Here is an 18451-nt window from a genome sequence, read left to right as displayed (position 1 = left end):
GGGCGGCCCGCGTTCGCCAACCTCATCGATGAGACAAGCCATGATCCAATCCCGTCCGATCGCGCGCCTGCTCGCGCTCGCCCTGCTGCTCGCGCTGCCGGTGCTGCCGGCCACCCAGGCCATGGCGGCCGCGCAACAGGCCGTCTCCACCCCGGTGCCGCTCAAGGGCGGCGTGGACGGCCCGTTCCTGCCGCGCCGCCCGATCGCCGCGCCTGCGGCGGCCACCACCGGCAGCGACCTGGCCCAGCAGGCCCAGTCGCGGCTGGCCTCGAGCCTGGCCACCAACAGCGCGCTGGCCAACGGCCAGTCGATCACCAAGGCCCAGGCCCAGGCCGACGGCCTGCCCTTCATCGCGCGCAACTTCGAGCAGATCGATACCGCGCACAGCGGCCGCGTGAGCATGCAGCAGGTCAGGCAGTACCTGCAGCAACAGCAGTAAGCGGCCGCAGCGGCAGCACGCGGCGGCACGGCACGCCCTCGCCCACCCGCCCCGCCCGCGCCATGGGCGGGGTGGAGGCGACCAGGCTGCGCCGCCGCCGCGTTTTCGTTATGATCGGTCACATACCGGACGATCAGGCCAGGGCCTGTTCAAGCCACCGGGCATCGCGGGCCGGCCGCCTCGGCAGCCGGCTTCCTCGTTGACCAGTACAACAACATCACCGATCTTCCGCCTATGAAAACACGCCGTCTCGGGGCCGCCGGCCTCGCCTGCGCCCTGCTGGGCGCCATCAGCCTGGCCGCTTCGGCTGCCGCCCTCGCAGCCGAGCCCAAGGCGCTCGACGCCGCGCTCGACTGCTCGTCGAACGGCCATCGCTTCATCGCGCCGCTGGCCGAGGCCGGCGACATCCAGACCAAGCCGATGCATGTCGAGTCGAACTCGATGAATGCCTTCCATACCGAGCACCCGCTCAGCGCCTACGGCTTCTCGGTCTACGTGGTGCTCGGCTACCAGCAGGACGATCCGCTGTTCCAGCACGGCGACGGCAAGCCGATCGACGAATGGGGCTACGGCGTGGTGGTGCGCGGCTCGAAGAGCGCCGTCGAGGCCAAGGTGCGCGCCGCCGGCAGCCAGGCCACCGTGAAGGCAGCCTTCCCGTTCCTGACCGCGATCGTCTGCACCCCGTAAGGATCGCCCGGAAACGACAACGGCCGCACCTGGGTGCGGCCGTCGAGGCACGGGCGGTCCCGGAACGGGCCGGCCGAGGCGAGGCGCGTCAGGCCTCGGTATAGACCACGCGATACGGAATCCCGACCTTCTCCCATTCCGCCGCTTCCTGGCTCAGGCTGTAGTCGGTGAGCGGATTCTGCTCGACCCAGCTGCTCGGCAGCCGGACCTCGTAGCCGCCCTTCTTGACATCCGATACCGAGATCTCCGGCAGGCCCGCATCGGTTCGCCGACGGCACAGCAGCGCGGCCAGGCGCAGGCAGAACAGCAGCGGCCACTCGACGTCGCGCGACTGCGAGAGCTTGCCGAGCTTGCCCGCGTGACCGAGCACCAGCGCCGCCAGGCGAGCCTGATCGGTACGCGAGAAGCCGGGCATGTCGGCATTGCTGGCGATATAGGCGGAATGCTTGTGATAGGCACTGTGCGAGATCGACAGGCCGATCTCGTGCAGCGCGGCCGCCCAGCCGACGAAGGTGCGATCTTCCTCGCGGGACACGTCCTCGGTGTGTTCGAGCTGGTCGTAGAAGCTGGTGGCCAGCGAGGCGATGCGATCGGCCTGCGGGCGATCGACGCCGTAGCGGCGCATGAAGCCTTCCACCGTCACGGCGCGCATGTCCTCGTGCTGGGCCCGGCCGAGCAGGTCGTAGAGCACGCCCAGGCGCAGTGCGCCGTCGGTGGTGTCAACGTAGTCGATGCCGAGCTCCTCGAACACCGCCAGCATGATCGACAGGCCGCCCGCCAGCACCGGGATGCGGTCCGGCTTGAGCGCGACCAGCTTCAGGCGGTTGACGTTCTCGGCCTTGATCAGGGCGCGCTTCAGGCGCTCCAGCCCGCCGCGCGAGATGCCGTGCGAGATGCCGGCGTCGTTGAAGCCATTGCCCTCGACCAGCTCGGCCAGCGCGCGGGCCGTGCCCGAGGAACCGATCGCCTGGTCCCAGCCGGCCTTCTTGTACTCGCCCGAGATGATCTGGATTTCGCGCTTGGCGGCCAGCTCGGCCTGGCGCATGGTGTATTCGTCGACGTTGCCGGCCGGGAAGAACTGGCGGCTATGGCTCACGCAGCCGATATAGAGGCTTTCCATCACAATCGGCGTGTAGTGCTGGCCGATGATGAACTCGGTCGAGCCGCCGCCGATGTCGACCACCAGCCGCTTGCCGGCGCTGGCCGGCACCGAATGCGCGGCGCCCGCGTAGATCAGGCGCGCTTCCTCGCGGCCCGCGATCACCTCGATCGGGAAACCGAGCGCGGCTTCCGCCTCGACCAGGAATTCGCCGGCGTTCTTCGCCACGCGCAGCGTGTTGGTGGCGACCGCGCGCACGTGATCGGGGTGGAAGTCGCGCAGCCGTTCGCCGAAGCGCTTGAGCGCCTCCCAGCCGCGCTCCTGCGAGGCGCGATCGAGCATCTTGTCGCGCGACAGGCCGGCCGCGAGACGGACCGGCTCGCGCAGCGCGTCGACCGGGTAGATCTGGCTGCCCGCGGGAGTTTCCTCGACGCGGCCGACGATCAGCCGGAAGCTGTTCGAGCCGAGATCGACGGCGGCGAGCAATTGCGGGGATGTAACCATCGGGTAGAAGCTCCGTTCTCAGGCCGGCAAGTCGCCGCCGTGCCGGCCCAGTGCATGACAAACGCGACATTCTAAAGGCTGGCGCGCTTGCGGTGTCGGATCATCGCGCCCTGCCGCGCTCCACCGCAGTATCCGCGATTTGTATCGATTGAAACAGGTGGTGAGTTTCCATCTGGGCAGACGTATTATTTGTAGACAAACCAGTGATTGTCATCAAGTCGTCATCAAATCATGGAACGTCAGGCCGTATCATTCCAGAACAAGATCAAATACGTCATCAAGATGTCATCGCACCGTGAGAATTTCCGAACTCCCGTTTCTGCCCGCCGCGCCCGATCTGCCATCCTCGCTGCCGATGTCCATCCGCTACCCGCTGCTCAACCGTGAACTAGGCATCCTCGGCTTCAACGAGCGCGTGCTGGCGCAGGCCGCCGATCCGCAGGTGCCGCTGCTCGAGCGGCTGCGCTTCATCTGCATCACCAGCAGCAACCTCGACGAATTCTTCGAAGTCCGGATGGCCGGGCTGCAGGAGCAGATGCGCGACAACCCGGGCGCGCTGTCGCCCGACGGCATGTCCCTGCAGCATGTCTACGACCTGGTGGTGGACCGCGCGCAACGCCTGGTGCACAAGCAGTACGCGATGCTGCACGAGACCATCTTCCCGGCGCTCGAGACCGAAGGCATCTATTTCCACGGCACCGATACCTGGAGCGAGGCGCAGCTCGAATGGGCGCGCGCCTACTTCCTCGACGAACTGCTGCCGGTGCTCACGCCGATCGGGCTCGATCCGGCCCATCCGTTCCCGCGCGTGCTCAACAAGAGCCTGAACTTCGTGGTCGAGCTGGAAGGCCGCGACGCCTTCGGCCGCCAGGCTCTGCTCGGCATCGTGCAGGCGCCGCGCGCGCTGCCGCGCCTGGTGCGCATGCCGCAGGAGCTGTCGGGCTTCCGTCACGGCTTCGTGCTGCTCAGCTCGCTGATGCAGCGCTTCGTGGGCGAGCTGTTCCCGAAGCTGGTGGTCAGGAGCTGCAACCAGTTCCGCATCACGCGCAACAGCGAGCTGTTCGTCGACGAGGACGAGATCACCAACCTGCGCGTGGCGCTGCAGGGCGAACTGCCGGCGCGCCACCTCGGCAACGCCGTGCGGCTCGAAGTGTCGGCCGACACGCCGGCCCATATCGTGCGCCGCCTGCTCGACGAGAGCGAGCTCAACGAGCGCGATTGCTATCGGGCCGACGGCCCGGTCAACCTGGTGCGGTTGATGCAGCTGCCCGACCTGGTCGACCTGCCCGAGCTGAAGTTCGTGCCGCACACGCCGTCCACGCCGGCGGCCATCGCCAACGACACCTCGATGTTCGACGCGATCGATCGCGGCGACATCCTGCTGCATCATCCCTACGAGAGCTTCCAGCCGGTGCTGGAGCTGCTGCGCGAGGCGGCCAAGGATCCCAACGTGGTCGCGATCAAGCAGACCATCTACCGCACCGGCACCGATTCGCCGCTGATGGACGCGCTGATGGAAGCCGCGCGCAACGGCAAGGAAGTGACGGTGGTGGTCGAGCTGCTGGCGCGCTTCGACGAGGAAACCAACATCAACTGGGCCTCGCGCCTGGAGGCGGTGGGCGCGCACGTGGTGTACGGCGTGGTGGGCCACAAGTGCCACGCCAAGATGGTGCTGATCGTGCGCCGCGAGAAGCGTGGCGGCAAGACCGTGCTGCGCCGCTACGTGCACCTGGGCACCGGCAACTACCATCCGCGCACGGCGCGCCTCTATACCGACTTCGGGCTGATGACGGCCGAGCCGAGGATCTGCGAGGACGTCCACCACGTGTTCCAGCAGCTCACCGGCATCGGCGGCGAGCTCAAGCTGCACGAGCTGTGGCAGTCGCCGTTCACGCTGCATCCGAAGCTGATCGAGGGGATCCGCAACGAGATCGCCAATGCGCGCGCCGGCAAGCGCGCGCGCATCGTCGCCAAGATGAACGCGCTGCTCGAACCCTCGGTGATCGCCGAACTCTACGAGGCCTCGCAGGCCGGCGTGAAGGTCGACCTGATCGTGCGCGGCGTGTGCGCGCTGCAGCCGGGCGTGCCGGGCCTCTCGGAGAACATCACGGTGCGCTCGATCATCGGGCGCTTCCTGGAGCATCACCGGATCTACTACTTCCATGCCGGCGGCGCCGAGCAGGTCTACCTGTCGAGCGCGGACTGGATGGATCGCAACCTGTTCCGCCGCGTCGAGGTGGCCTTCCCGATCCACGATCGCAAGCTCAAGCGCCGCGTGATCGCCGAGGGCCTGTCGGTATTCCTCGGCGACAATCAATCGGCCTGGGTGATGCAGAGCGACGGCCACTACAAGCGCCGCCGCTCGGGCAAGACCCGGCGCAGCGCGCAGCTCGGCCTGCTGGAGAAGTTCGGCGGCTGAGGCCGCGCCGATCCCGGGCCGCTTCAACCGCCGCGCAATGCAAAACGCCACTCGCTAGCGAGTGGCGTTTTGCTTGCCGCGCCGCGAACAGGGCACGGGAACCGGATGGACGTCGGCTGCCGCCCGGCCCGCCTCAGGCCGCGCGCGGCCGGCGCACCACCGTGCGCTGCGCCGGGAAGCGCGCCGTGAAGGTGCTGCCCCGCCCTTCCTCGCTCTGGATCAGCAACTGGCCGTCGTGGCGCTGCAGCACGTGCTTGACGATCGCCAGGCCCAGGCCGGTGCCGCCGGTATCGCGCGAGCGGCTGCGGTCGACGCGATAGAAACGCTCGGTGAGCCGCGGCAGGTCCTCGGCCGGGATCCCGAAGCCACTGTCCTTCACCGAGAACACCGCCTGCGAGCCGTCGCGGCGCCAGCAGACGCGGATCTTGCCGCCCTCGGGCGTGTAGCGCACCGCATTGGTCACCAGGTTGCCGAGCGCGCTGAAGATCTCGGTCTCGGCGCCCGTCACGCTGAGCGTGTCGTCGATCTCGAAGGAGATTTCGTGATGGCCGGCCGACAGCGTCTGCGCGACGTCCTCCAGGTGGCCGAGCACGTCGTCCATGTCGACCGGCTTGTCGGTCGGCGGCTTGCCCTCGCCCTCGAGCTTGGCCAGCACCAGCAGGTCGGTGACGATCTTGCGCATGCGCCCGGCCTGCTGCTCCATCATGTCGAGGTAGCGCGCGCGCTCCTCGTCCGACAGCGGCAGTTCGCGCAGCGTCTCGAGGAAGCCCGAGAGCACCGTGAGCGGCGTCTTCAGCTCGTGCGAGACGTTGGCGACGAAGTCGCGGCGCATCGCGTCGGTGCGCTCGACCTCGGTGATGTCCTGGGTGAGCAGCAGCTTGCGGTTGTCGCCATAGGGGAACACCTGCACCGCGATCACGTGCTGGCGCCCCTCGCCCATGCCGCGCATCACCAGCATCTCGTCGTAGTGCTGGGCATTCAGATAGCGCACGAAGTCGGGATGGCGGACCAGGTGGGTGATGTGCTGGCGCAGGTCGCGCTTGGCGTCGAGCCCGAAATGCAGCTCGGCGATCGCATTGCACCACTCGATCTGGTCATGGTCGTCGAGCATGGCCACGCCGTTGGGCGAGGCCTGGATCGCCTGGATGAAGCGCGAATGCTGCTGCTCGACCTGGCGCACCTGGGCGTGCCATTGCTTGGCGAGCTTGTGCAGGCGGTAGTAGATCTCGCCCCAGATGCCCGGCGCGCTCGGCACTTCGCCGTACACGGGCGCATCGAGCAGGCGCCAGAGCTGCTGGGTGTGGAAGGTGCTGAAGAATGCCTGCGCGACCAGCAGCACGACGGCCACGGCCAGGCCGGCGCGCACGCCGATCGTCGCGCCGGCCAGCGTCGCGACCAGCGCGAGCAGGACGAGCGACACCAGAAAGCGCGCCCAGATGATGTTCATGGTTGGCGCTCGACAGGAAACGGGATGGAGGCGAAACGCGGCGCCAGCTTCATGCGCCGCGTCGCGTCATGCGTGCTTGGCGAGGCGGTAGCCGCTGCCGCGCACGGTTTCGATCATAGCATCGCAGCCGGCCGGCTTGAGGGCCGCGCGCAGGCGCTTGATATGGACGTCGACGGTGCGTTCCTCGACGAACACATGGTCGCCCCACACCTGGTCGAGCAGCTGGGTGCGGCTGTGCACGCGCTCCGGATGCGTCATGAAGAAGTGCAGCAGGCGGAACTCGGTCGGGCCGAGGTCGAGCTTGATCTCGTTGCCCTCGGCGGCGGCCGCCACCCGGTGCGTGGCCGGGTCCAGGCGCAGGCCGTTGATCGAGACCACGTCCTCGGTCAGCTGCGGGGCGCGGCGGCGCAGCACCGCCTTGATGCGCGCCATCAGCTCCTTGGGCGAGAACGGCTTGGTGACGTAGTCGTCGGCACCGATCTCCAGGCCGAGCACCTTGTCCTGCTCGTCGCCGCGCGCGGTCAGCATAATGATCGGGATGTGCTTGGTACGCTCGTTGTTGCGCAGTTCGCGCGCGAAGGCGATCCCCGACTTGCCCGGCAGCATCCAGTCGAGCAGGACCAGATCAGGCAGCACGTCGCTGATCAGGTTCTGGGCCTGCTCCGCGTTGTACGCGCGAATCGCACAATGTCCCGCGTGCTGAAGGTTCACCGAAATCAATTCGGAGATCGCGGGCTCATCTTCGATGACGAGAATGTTGCTGGGCATCGGCACCTCGGTGCGTCCTCTGACGTGGGTTAACTATTGGCTTCGCGATCGAGCAGGTCGCGCGGCTGGTGCCGCACGTCGGTGCCCTTCACGATGTAGATGATGAATTCCGCGATGTTCTTGGCATGGTCGCCGACCCGCTCGATCGCCTTGGCGATGAACAGGAAGTCGAGCCCGACCGAGATGGTGCGCGGGTCTTCCTGCATGTAGGAGACCAGCTTGCGCACGAAGGCGCGGAATTCCAGGTCGATTTCCTTGTCGTCCTTGACGATCTGCGCGGCGGCCACCGTGTCCAGGCGCGCGAACGCGTCGAGCGCGCGGCGCAGGATGGTCACGGCCATCTCGCCCGAGACCTTGATCTCGGCGATGTTCACGCCGCGGGCGATCGGCTCGTCGGCCAGGCGCCGCACGCGCTTGGCGATCTTCTCGGCCTCGTCGCCGGCGCGCTCGAGGTTGGTGATGGTCTTGGAGATCGACATCAGGAGGCGCAGGTCGCGCGCGGCCGGCTGGCGGCGCGCGATGATGTTGCCGCACTCCTCGTCGATCTCGACTTCCATCAGGTTCAGGCGATCCTCGTTGGCGATCACGCGCTCGGCCGCTTCGCGGTCGAACTCGTTGAGCGCGTGTATCGCCTCGGTGATCTGGGCCTCGACGAGGCCGCCCATTTCCAGGACCTTGGACGACACCGCGTTGAGGTCGGCGTCGAACTGGCTGGACAGATGCTTGTCGGTCATTGTTATCGCTCCCTCGTCAACCGAAACGGCCGGTGATGTAGTCTTCCGTTTCCTTGCGGGCCGGCTTGATGAAGATCTTCTCGGTGTCGCCGAACTCGATCAGCTCGCCCAGGTACATGTAGGCCGTGTAGTCCGAGCAACGCGCCGCCTGCTGCATGTTGTGCGTGACGATCACCACCGTGTAGTCGCTCTTGAGCTCGGCGATCAGCTCCTCGATGCGGCCGGTGGAGATCGGGTCGAGCGCCGAGCACGGCTCGTCGAGCAGCAGCACTTCCGGGCGGATCGCGATGCCGCGCGCGATGCAAAGACGCTGCTGCTGGCCACCCGACAGGCCGTAGCCGCTCTGGCTGAGCTTGTCCTTCACCTCGTTCCAGAGCGCGGCCTTGGTCAGGGCCCACTCGACGCGGTCGTCCATTTCCGAGCGCGTGAGCTTCTCGAACATCTTCACGCCGAACGCGATGTTGTCATAGATCGACATCGGGAACGGGGTCGGCTTCTGGAACACCATGCCGATGCGCGCGCGCAGCAGCGAGATGTCCTGCTTCGACTCCAGCAGGTTCTCGCCGTCCATCATGATCGCGCCTTCGGCACGCTGCTCGGGATAGAGCGCGTACATCTTGTTGAAGGTGCGCAGCAGCGTCGACTTCCCGCAGCCCGACGGGCCGATGAAGGCGGTCACCTTGCCTTCGGGAATGCGCAGGTTGACGTTCTTCAGCGCGTGGAACTTGTTGTAGAAGAAGTTAAGGTTGTTGACTTCGATCTTCGCGTCGAGCGGGGCGAGCGGGCGCTGGCCGTTTGCCGCGTTGCCGCCGGCGGGCGCGCTGCCGTGTTCGATCGGATTCAGGTGGCTTTCTGCCATGTTCATCGGATTGCTCCGCCGTTACTTTTTCGAGAAGATCGAGCGCGCCAGGATGTTCAGTCCCAGCACTCCCAGCGTGATCAGGAAGACGCCCGCCCAGGCGAGCGATTGCCACTGCGCGAACGGGCTCATCGCGAACTTGTAGATCGTGACGGGCAGATTGGCGATCGGCTTGGACATGTCGACCGAGAAGAACTGGTTCGACAGTGCCGTGAACAGCAGCGGCGCCGTTTCGCCGGCGATCCGCGCCACCGCCAGCAGCACGCCCGTGATGATGCCGCCGATCGAGGCGCGCAGCGTGATCTTCATGATCATGCGCCACTTCGGCGTGCCGAGCGCGAACGAGGCCTCGCGCAGCGCGTTGGGTACCAGGTTCAGCATGTTCTCGGTGGTGCGGATCACGATCGGCACCTGCAGCAGCGCCAGCGAGATCACCCCGGCCCAGCCCGAGAAGCGGCCCGAGGGCGCCACCACCACCGCGTAGACGAACAGGCCGACCACGATCGAGGGAGCCGACAGCAGGATGTCGTTGATGAAGCGCATCAGGCTCGCGAGCCAGTTCTTCTGGCCGTATTCGGCCAGGTAGACGCCGGCCAGCACGCCGATCGGGGTGCCGACCAGGGTGCCGAGCGCGACCAGCATCAGGCTGCCGACGATCGCGTTGGCCAGGCCACCACCTTCGCTGTCCGGCGCCGGCGTCGACTGCGTGAACAGCTCGACCGACAGGCCGCCGATGCCCAGGTGCAGCGTGGTGTAGAGGATCCAGACGAGCCAGATCAGGCCGAAGGCCATCGCGGCCAGCGAGAGGGTCAGCGCGACGGCATTGGTGCGCTTGCGGCGCGCCTGCAGGCGCGAGCGCATCGCTTCGAGCGCGGCGCCGGACTGGCCGCCCGGCATGTTCAGGACGCGTTTGCTCATTTCTTGCCTTCTCCCTTCTGGAGGCGCAGCAGCATCAGTTTCGAGATCGTCAGCACGATGAAGGTGATCACGAACAGGATCAGGCCGAGTTCCATCAGCGCCGAGGTATGCAGGCCCGGCGCGGCTTCCGCGAATTCATTGGCGAGCGCCGAGGTGATGCTGTTGCCCGGCGAGAACAGCGAGATGTTGTCGAGCAGGTTGGTGTTGCCGATCACGAAGGTGACGGCCATGGTCTCGCCGAGCGCGCGGCCCAGGCCGAGCATCACGCCGCCGATCACGCCGCTCTTGGTGTAGGGCAGCACGATCTTCCACATCACTTCCCAGGTCGTGCAGCCGATGCCGTAGGCCGATTCCTTGAGCAACACCGGGGTGACCTCGAACACGTCGCGCATCACCGAGGCGATGTACGGGATGATCATGATCGCCAGGATCACGCCGGCGCAGAGCAGGCCGATGCCGATCGGCGGGCCCTGGAACAGCGCGCCGATGAAGGGCACGGGGCCGAGGATCTGGCCGAGCGGCTTCTGGAACCAGGCCGCGAAGATCGGCGCGAACACCAGCAGGCCCCACATGCCGTAGACGATCGAGGGGATCGCGGCGAGCAATTCGATGGCGATGCCGAGCGGGCGTCGCAGCCACACGGGCGACAGCTCGGTCAGGAACAGGGCGATGCCGAAGCTGACCGGCACGGCGATGATCAGCGCGATCAGCGAGGTGGCGATGGTGCCGTAGATGGGCACCAGCGCGCCGTAGACGTCGGCGTTGGGGTCCCATTCGGACCGCCAGAGGAAACCGAGGCCAAACTTCTCGATGGTCGGCAGCGAGGCGATGATCAGCGAGACGATGATGCCGCCGAGCACCAGCAGGGTCACCACCGCGGCGATGCGCGTGAGGCCGCCGAAGATGACGTCGCCGAGCCGGCCGGGCGCGCGCATCTGGCCGGCGGGGCGTGACGTGAGAGGAATGTCGGACATGGGCGCCTGAAGGTTCGATGGCGGGGGCCACGGGCCGCCCGCCGGTACCGCACGCGTCGCCCGGCACATGCCGGACGACGCGACCACGACTTGCTTGCGTGCTACTTGCTACAGCCCGAGGCTTATTCCGCGACCGGCTTGCCCGACGCGTCCGTCACCTTGGTCTTCCACTGCTTGCGGATCTCGGCCGTGACCGATGCCGGCAGCGAGATGTAGTCCAGGTCCGTCGCGGCCTTGCCGCCGTTCTTGAAGGCCCAGTCGAAGAACTTGAGCGTTTCGGCGCCCTGCTCCGGCTTGTCCTGCTTGGTGTGCAGCAGCACGAAGGTCGCGCCGACGATCGGCCATGCGTCCTTGCCCTGCTCGTTCGTCAGGATCTGGTAGAACGACTTCGACCAGTTCGCGCCGGCAGCGGCTGCCGCGAAGGTCTTCGCGTCCGGCGTGACCACGGCGCCCGAGGCGTTCTTCAGGTCGACGTAGATCATCGAGTTCTTCTTCGCGTAGGCCGATTCGACATAGCCGATCGCGCCCGGCAGGCGCTGCACGAAGGCGGCGACGCCGTCGTTGCCCTTGCCGCCCGTGCCGGTCGGCCAGTTGACCGTGGTGCCTTCGCCGACCTTGGTCTTCCACTCGTCGTTGACCTTCGAGAGGTAGTTCGTCCAGATGAACGAGGTGCCCGAACCGTCAGCGCGGCGAACCACGGCGATGTCCAGGTCCGGCAGCTTGGCCTTCGGGTTCAGCGCGGCGATCGCCGGGTCGTTCCACTTCTTGATCTTGCCCAGATAGATGTCGCCGAGCACTTCGCCCGACAGCGTGATTTCGCCGGCCTTGATGCCCGGGACGTTCACCACGGGAACGATGCCGCCGACCACCGTCGGGAACTGGAACAGGCCCTTCTGAGCGAGTTCGTCGTCCTTCAGCGGCGCGTCCGAGCCCGCGAAGTCAACCGTCTTGGCGTCGATCTGCTTCAGGCCGCCGGACGAGCCAATGCCCTGGTAGTTGATCTTCGCGCCACCGGTTTGCTGGTATTCGGCGGCCCACTTCGAGTAGATCGGGGCTGCGAAGGTGCTGCCCGCGCCGGTGACGTCGACTGCGTGAGCGGCGACAGCGAAGAGCGCGCCGGCCAGACCAGCAAACGCGGTTTGCATCAATTTCATGAGACCTCCAGTGTGTGAGCGGATGACTACGGCACCGCGAAGATTAGGGGGTGTCCATGACAGTAATGTGACAATTGATGAACCTGGCGTGACAGCAACATGACAGACCGAAAGCTGGCGCCCGGGCTTCGCCGACCGCCCGCCGCCGGCGCCGCGGGCCCGGCCGGCAAGGCTTGCGCCGGGTTGCCGGGCGGCGCGCGGACATCGTCGCCCGGTCCGGCTCCCTCTGCTCGCGCATCGTAAACGTGCACGTCAGCGCCGATTGTTCACCCGGTCCGCGGACCGGCGACGGCGCTCAAGCAGCTTAGATGAAATGTCATGAAACGGAAGGATTTCGGGCGCGCAAACGATTTCGTCTGTGGAATCCGGGGTGGGTAGTTGAGTGGATCAGTCGGGAATGGCGCCGGCGCGCGCCCGGGTCGATGATCTCGGCGCATGTGCGCCTGCGACAACATGGCGCCCTCCTGCGCGGGCTCGCCAATAAAAAACGGCGGCCAACCTGGCCGCCGTCGTGGTTTCCGCTGGCGCGGATTCAGGCCGTCGCGAGCCGCACCGCGCCGGCGATCGCCTCGGCATGGCGCTGGGCATCGGCCGCCTCGCGCGCCTCGACCATCACGCGCAGCACCGGCTCGGTGCCCGAGGCGCGGATCAGCACGCGCCCGCTCTCGCCGAGCTCGCGCTCGGCCGCGGCGATCGCCGCCTGGATCGAGCTCTCGCCCTTCCAGTCGGCGCCGGCCTTCATGCGCACATTGATCAGCGTCTGCGGGAACAGCGCCACGCCCTCGAGCAGTTCGGCCAGCGTCTTGCCGCTGCGCTTGAGCGCCGCCAGCACCAACAGCGCCGAGACGATGCCGTCGCCGGTCGAATGGCGGTCGAGTGAGAGGATATGGCCCGAGCCCTCGGCGCCGAGCTGCCAGCCGCGCTCGCGCAACTGCTCGAGCACGTAGCGGTCGCCCACCGCGGCGCGCACGAAGGGCACGCCGAGCTTGCCGAGCGCAACCTCGACCGCGAGGTTCGTCATCAGCGTGCCGACCGCGCCCGGCACCTTGCCGTCGGTCTCGATGCGATCCTTCGCCAGCACGTAGAGCAGCTCGTCGCCGTTGTAGAGACGGCCGGCCGCGTCGACCACCAGCAGGCGGTCGGCGTCGCCGTCCAGCGCGATGCCGAGATCGGCGCCGTTTTCCTTGACGGCCGCGATCAGCGCCTCGGGCGCGGTCGCGCCGACCTTGTCGTTGATGTTGAAGCCGTTCGGCTTGACGCCGATCGGCACGATGTCGGCGCCCAGTTCGTGGAACACGTGCGGCGCGATCTGGTAGGCCGCGCCGTTGGCGCAATCGACCACCAGCTTCATGCCGCGCAGGTCGAACGAGGCCGGGAAGGTGCTCTTGCAGAACTCGATGTAGCGGCCGTTGGCGTCGTCGAGCCGGCGCGCCTTGCCGAGCCCGTCGGAGGCTTCGCAGGCGAGCGGCTTGTCGAGCCAGGCCTCGATCTCGGCCTCGGTCTCGTCCGGCAGCTTGTTGCCGTCGGCCGAGAAGAACTTGATGCCGTTGTCGTGATAGGGATTGTGCGAGGCGCTGATCACCACGCCCGCGGCCAGGCGCAGCGCGCGCGTCAGGTAGGCGACACCCGGCGTGGGCATCGGCCCGGCCAGCATCACGTCCACGCCGGCGGCCGAGAAGCCCGCCTCGAGCGCGGCCTCGAGCATGTAGCCCGAGACGCGCGTGTCCTTGCCGATCAGCACGGTCGGGCGGCCACTCGCCGCGCGCGCCTTCGAATGCGCGAGCACCTTGCCGGCCGCGTAACCGAGCCGCAGCACGAAGTCGGGCGTGATCGGCGACTCGCCGACCAGGCCGCGGATCCCGTCCGTACCGAAATAACGACGTCCCATGAATGCATTCCTCCTCGTATGTTCTCTCTCAGGCGGGGCGTGCCGCGTCGCGCACGGCGCCCCAGATCTTCAATGCGTCGACGGTGGCCGCCACGTCGTGCACGCGGATGATGGCCGCGCCGCGCTCGGCCGCGCAGACCGCGGCGGCCACGCTGGCCGCCACGCGCTCGGCCGGCGGCTTGCCGATCAGCGCGCCGAGCATGGACTTGCGCGACATGCCGGCCAGGATCGGATACGGGCGCCCGTCGGGGCGCGGCGGCGCCGTGTCGGGCAGGCGCGCCAGCAAGGCGTAATTATGTTCGATGGTGGCCTTGCCGAAACCGAAGCCCGGATCGACGCTGATCCGCTCGGCGGCGATGCCGGCCGCGAGGAAGTCCGCGGCGCGCCCGGCCAGGAACGCCCGCACCTCGGCCACCACGTCGAGATAGTCGGGCTCGCCGAGCTGCATGGTTCGCGGCTCGCCCAGCATGTGCATCACGCACAGCCCGCAGCCGCTGTCCTTCACCGCTTCGAGCGCGCCGGGCTGGCGAAAGCCCCAGATGTCGTTGATCAGGTCCGCGCCGGCCGCGAGCGTGGCGCGCATCACCTCGGGCTTGTAGGTGTCGATCGAGAGCGGCACGCGCATCGCCTGCAGCGCCTCGACCACCGGCACCACGCGCGCCAGTTCCTCGTCGAGCGGCACCGGCGGTGCGCCGGGGCGGGTCGATTCCCCGCCGATATCGATCAGGTCGGCGCCCTCGGCCAGCATCTGCTCGGCCTGGCGCTGCGCGGCGTCGCGCGCGATGTAGCGCCCGCCGTCGGAAAACGAATCGGGGGTAACGTTCAGGATGCCCATCACCAGCGGGCGCTCGAAACTCAGCGTGAAGCGGCCGCATTGCAGCGACGGTGGAAGGGTTGGTTGGAAAACGCTCAAATCGAATGATCCGGAAGCAGAAACAAAACGGGCCGGTGTGATTCACACCAGCCCGTCGATTGGAATCCCGTGGCGGGATTATGCCGGCGCGGTCGCGTTGCCCGGCTTGACTTCGGCGCCGGCGCCGCCCGAAGGATCGCTCGCCGGCGGCACGTTGCCGCTGCTCTTCGGCGAGCGCGGCGGGCGGCCCGCCATGATGTCGTTGATCTGGTCGGCGTCGATGGTTTCCCACTCCATCAGCGCGGCCGTCATGGCCTCGACCTTGTCGCGGTTCTCGTCGAGCAGGCGCCGCGCCAGGCTGTACTGGTCGTCGATCACGCGGCGGATTTCCGCGTCGACCTTCTGCTGCGTCGCTTCCGAGATGGCACGCGTGAAGCCTTTGCCGAACGGGCCGCCATCGTTGTCGTCATCGGCGTAGACCATCGGCCCGAGCGCATCGGTCATGCCGAAGCGCGTCACCATCGCGCGGGCCGTCTGGGTCGCCTTGTTGAAGTCGTCCGAGGCGCCGGTGCTGATCAGGTTCATGAACAGCTCTTCGGCAACGCGGCCGCCGAACAGGATCGCGAGACGGTCGAGCAGGTAGTCCTTCGAGTAGGTCTCGTTGTCGTGCTCCGGCAACTGCCAGGTCACGCCCAGCGCGCGACCGCGCGGGATGATGGTGACCTTGTGGACCGGATCGGCCTTCGGCAGCAGCTTGGCGACCACCGCGTGGCCGGCTTCGTGGTACGCCGTGGCACGCTTGGCCTCCTCGCGAATCACGGCCGACTTGCGCTCCGGACCCATGAAGATCTTGTCCTTGGCGTCCTCGAAGTCCTGCATCTCGACGATGCGCTTGCCGCGACGCGCGGCGAACAGCGCCGCCTCGTTGACCAGGTTGGCCAGGTCGGCACCCGAGAAGCCCGGCGTGCCGCGCGCCAGCACGGCCGCGTCGACGTCGTTGGAGATCGGTACCTTGCGCAGGTGCACGCGCATGATCTGCTCGCGGCCGCGGATGTCGGGCAGGCCGACATAGACCTGGCGGTCGAAACGGCCCGGGCGCAGCAGCGCCTTGTCGAGCACGTCGGAACGGTTGGTGGCGGCGATCACGATCACGCCCGAGTTGGCCTCGAAGCCGTCCATCTCGACCAGCATCTGGTTCAGCGTCTGTTCGCGCTCGTCGTTGCCGCCGCCCATGCCGGCGCCGCGATGGCGACCGACCGCGTCGATTTCATCGATGAACACGATGCAGGGCGCGTGCTTCTTGGCCTGCTCGAACATGTCGCGCACGCGGGCCGCACCCACGCCGACGAACATTTCGACGAAGTCCGAACCCGAGATGCTGAAGAACGGCACCTTGGCCTCGCCGGCGATGGCGCGCGCCAGCAGCGTCTTGCCGGTACCCGGGGGGCCGACCAGCAGCACGCCGCGCGGGATGCGCCCGCCCAGCTTCTGGAATTTCTGGGGATCACGCAGGAAATCGACCAGCTCGGAGACTTCTTCCTTGGCTTCGTCGCAGCCCGCGACGTCGGAGAAGTTCACGGCGTTGTTGTTCTCGTCGATCAGCCGCGCGCGCGACTTGCCGAACGAGAAGGCGCCGCCTTTGCCGCCGCCCTGCATCTGTCTCATCATGTAGAACCAGAACACGATGATCAGCAGCGTCGGCCCCAGGTAGTACAGCGCGGAGACGAGCGCGTTGGGCTCGTCGTCGGCCTTGCCGCTCACCTGGACGCCGAACTTCATCAGGTCGCCGACCATCCAGATGTCGCCAGGCGACACGATCTGGTATTTCTGGCCTTCGGCAGGAGTGACGGTGAGGTTGCGCCCCTGCACGATCACGTTCTTGATCTTGCCGGCCTTGGCGTCGTCCATGAACTGCGAATACGACACACCTTCCTGGACGCGGGGCTTGTCGAACTGCTTGAACACTGTAAACAGCACCAGTGCGATCACGAGCCACACTGCCGCTTTCGAGAACATATTGTTGTTCAAAGCACCACTCCTTCACTCATAGAAGAGCACCCGCAGTTTTCCTGCGGCACTCCCGTGGCATTCTAATCCAGTCCGAAGCCCGTCGCCATAAGGTTCGCCAAACGCTTCGATAGGCAAACCCCATGACCGGCAAGGCTCCCGGCCGGGCTGCGGCGGCTGCGCATCCGTCAGCGCGGATGCTTCAGATGCCGACCCAAAATAAATGTCTCCGACGATTTATCGCGCGAAGCCTTCGGCTTGCGCGGTGCGACCGTGCGGAACTGATGCTTGAACTTTTCGACAATCTGGCTGTAGCCGCTGCCGTGAAAGCACTTCACTAAAAGGGCGCCATCCGGTTTGAGATGGTTCTGGGAGAATTCGAGCGCGAGGTCGCAGACATGTTCGATCCGCGCCGCATCCGCCAGGGCCACGCCGGACAGGTTGGGGGCCATGTCGGAAATTACAAGGTCCACCGCGCGGCCTTCCAGCACGTCCTCGAGCTGGCGCAGCACCTCGTCCTCGCGGAAGTCGCCCTGGATGAAGTGCACGTCGGCGATCGGCTCCATCGGCAGCATGTCGAGCGCGATGATGATGCCGTCGATCCCGCCTTCGCGCTGGCTGTCGCGCTGCTTTCCCTGGGCCAGCTTGTTGCGCGCGTACTGGCTCCAGCTGCCCGGGGCGGCGCCCAGGTCGACGATCACCTGCCCGGGACGGATCAGCTTGTCCTGGTCGTCGATTTCCTTGAGCTTGTAGGCCGCGCGCGCGCGGTAACCCTCCCGTTGCGCCAGCTTCACGTAGGGGTCGTTGATATGGTCGTGCAGCCACGACTGATTGAAACGGTTCTTTGCCATGCAGGGGAAAAATGTCTGCCAAATGCCACAGTGCCGCCGCGAAACCAGGCTTGCGGCGGCCCGCCGGACCCCTCGAACGCGCAATGGTTTCGTCGGCACCGGCTTTTGGCGGATAATACGCGTCTATTTCGCGCGGCGGACGCCTCGAAGGCGTACCGCCGCGATTTTACGTGGTTTTCGCGCGCGCCCGCGGGCGCGCCGTTCTATTCGATTCCAGAGTTCCGATGCCTGCCCTTTCGCTTTCCCCCGTCGAGCGCTCCGCGCTGCGTTCACAAGCCCATGCGCTGAAGCCGGTCGTGCTGATCGGCGCCGAAGGCCTGACCGACGCCGTGCTGGCCGAGATCAAGGTCCACCTGGCCGCGCACCAGTTGATCAAGATCCGCGTATTCGGCGACGAGCGCGATGCCCGCATCGCGATCTACGAAGACATCTGCGACCGCCTGAATGCCGCGCCGATCCAGCACATCGGCAAGCTGCTGGTGATCTGGCGCCCGGAGCAAGCCGAGGTGGCGCCGGTTCGCGGCCGCCGCGGCCTGCCCAGCGCGCGCGAGGCCGCCAAGCTCGGCGCCGCCGAGCCCGCGACCAAAGGCCGCGCCCCGCGTACCGTGAAGGTGGTCAAGCACTCGCCCGACGCCAGCCCGGTGCGCAAGCCGCGGGCCACCAAGGTGGTGGTGCGCGGCAACGAGCGCGTGACCGCGGGCGGTACCGTGAAGCGTGCCAAGAAGCGTCAGCAGAGCGCGAAGCGCCCGTTCCAGAACGACAAGTGATCGGCTGATGATGCCGGCCGGCGCGGGCATCTTTCCCGCCGGCCCGGCCACATGCCGCTCCACTCGAGGGCGGCATCAGGAAC

16 protein-coding genes are annotated in these 18451 nt (G+C 67.0%); 4 read left to right on the top strand and 12 right to left on the bottom strand.

Features of this window, described 5'->3' with window-relative positions:
- The first annotated feature begins 40 nt into the window (after positions 1-40).
- Together BM43_RS30125 and BM43_RS30120 are read left to right on the top strand one after the other, a co-directional pair.
- Complete coding sequence (locus tag BM43_RS30125; RefSeq protein WP_036052031.1) at positions 41-439, top strand: hypothetical protein; 399 nt, start codon at positions 41-43, stop codon at positions 437-439.
- A gap of 234 nt (positions 440-673) precedes the next feature.
- A complete protein-coding gene (locus BM43_RS30120; RefSeq protein WP_013697377.1) occupies positions 674-1126 on the top strand; it encodes a hypothetical protein in 453 nt (150 codons plus the stop codon).
- A gap of 88 nt (positions 1127-1214) precedes the next feature.
- Here the strand turns inward: BM43_RS30120 and ppx are convergent, their stop codons facing one another.
- A complete protein-coding gene (ppx, locus tag BM43_RS30115; protein ID WP_017918444.1) occupies positions 1215-2729 on the bottom strand; it encodes an exopolyphosphatase in 1515 nt (504 codons plus the stop codon).
- Positions 2730-3084: 355 nt separating this feature from the next.
- Here ppx and ppk1 point away from each other — a divergent pair, with 355 nt between their 5' ends.
- Entirely contained in the window at positions 3085-5148 is a 2064-nt protein-coding gene (ppk1, locus tag BM43_RS30110) for a polyphosphate kinase 1 (RefSeq protein ID WP_036052033.1), read from the top strand.
- Positions 5149-5281: 133 nt separating this feature from the next.
- Here ppk1 and phoR read toward each other — a convergent pair whose 3' ends face one another.
- The 11 genes from phoR to BM43_RS30055 form a co-directional block, all read right to left on the bottom strand.
- Positions 5282-6595, bottom strand: coding sequence for a phosphate regulon sensor histidine kinase PhoR (phoR, locus tag BM43_RS30105; protein ID WP_036052035.1), 1314 nt, complete (start codon positions 6593-6595; stop codon positions 5282-5284).
- A 66-nt stretch (positions 6596-6661) separates the two neighbouring features.
- A complete protein-coding gene (gene phoB / locus BM43_RS30100; protein ID WP_025099650.1) occupies positions 6662-7363 on the bottom strand; it encodes a phosphate regulon transcriptional regulator PhoB in 702 nt (233 codons plus the stop codon).
- A gap of 29 nt (positions 7364-7392) precedes the next feature.
- Positions 7393-8097 (bottom strand): phosphate signaling complex protein PhoU, encoded by a 705-nt coding sequence (gene phoU, locus BM43_RS30095; RefSeq protein WP_013697372.1) that lies wholly within the window; start codon positions 8095-8097, stop codon positions 7393-7395.
- Between the two features lie 16 nt (positions 8098-8113).
- Positions 8114-8962 (bottom strand): phosphate ABC transporter ATP-binding protein PstB, encoded by an 849-nt coding sequence (gene pstB, locus BM43_RS30090; RefSeq protein WP_013697371.1) that lies wholly within the window; start codon positions 8960-8962, stop codon positions 8114-8116.
- 15 nt (positions 8963-8977) lie between these two features.
- Positions 8978-9874, bottom strand: coding sequence for a phosphate ABC transporter permease PstA (gene pstA / locus BM43_RS30085; RefSeq protein ID WP_036052036.1), 897 nt, complete (start codon positions 9872-9874; stop codon positions 8978-8980).
- Positions 9871-10848: a phosphate ABC transporter permease PstC gene (gene pstC, locus BM43_RS30080; protein WP_013697369.1), complete on the bottom strand. Its 978-nt coding sequence runs from the start codon at positions 10846-10848 to the stop codon at positions 9871-9873. Before pstC ends, pstA begins: the two co-directional genes overlap by 4 nt.
- A gap of 122 nt (positions 10849-10970) precedes the next feature.
- Complete coding sequence (gene pstS / locus BM43_RS30075; protein ID WP_036052037.1) at positions 10971-12002, bottom strand: phosphate ABC transporter substrate-binding protein PstS; 1032 nt, start codon at positions 12000-12002, stop codon at positions 10971-10973.
- Positions 12003-12534: 532 nt separating this feature from the next.
- Complete coding sequence (gene glmM / locus BM43_RS30070) at positions 12535-13890, bottom strand: phosphoglucosamine mutase (RefSeq protein ID WP_013697367.1); 1356 nt, start codon at positions 13888-13890, stop codon at positions 12535-12537.
- A 28-nt stretch (positions 13891-13918) separates the two neighbouring features.
- A complete protein-coding gene (gene folP, locus BM43_RS30065) occupies positions 13919-14725 on the bottom strand; it encodes a dihydropteroate synthase (protein ID WP_230676340.1) in 807 nt (268 codons plus the stop codon).
- Between the two features lie 156 nt (positions 14726-14881).
- On the bottom strand, positions 14882-16771 hold the full coding sequence (gene ftsH, locus BM43_RS30060) for an ATP-dependent zinc metalloprotease FtsH (protein ID WP_013697365.1): 1890 nt from the start codon (positions 16769-16771) through the stop codon (positions 14882-14884).
- A gap of 167 nt (positions 16772-16938) precedes the next feature.
- Positions 16939-17601 (bottom strand): RlmE family RNA methyltransferase, encoded by a 663-nt coding sequence (locus BM43_RS30055; protein WP_013697364.1) that lies wholly within the window; start codon positions 17599-17601, stop codon positions 16939-16941.
- A 224-nt stretch (positions 17602-17825) separates the two neighbouring features.
- On the opposite strand from BM43_RS30055, the gene BM43_RS30050 reads away from it, so the two are divergent.
- Complete coding sequence (locus BM43_RS30050) at positions 17826-18368, top strand: YhbY family RNA-binding protein (protein ID WP_013697363.1); 543 nt, start codon at positions 17826-17828, stop codon at positions 18366-18368.
- Positions 18369-18451: the final 83 nt, after the last annotated feature.

The organism is Burkholderia gladioli (assembly GCF_000959725.1).
Lineage (GTDB): Bacteria > Pseudomonadota > Gammaproteobacteria > Burkholderiales > Burkholderiaceae > Burkholderia > Burkholderia gladioli.
This window is presented reverse-complemented; position numbering and strand designations above follow the sequence as displayed.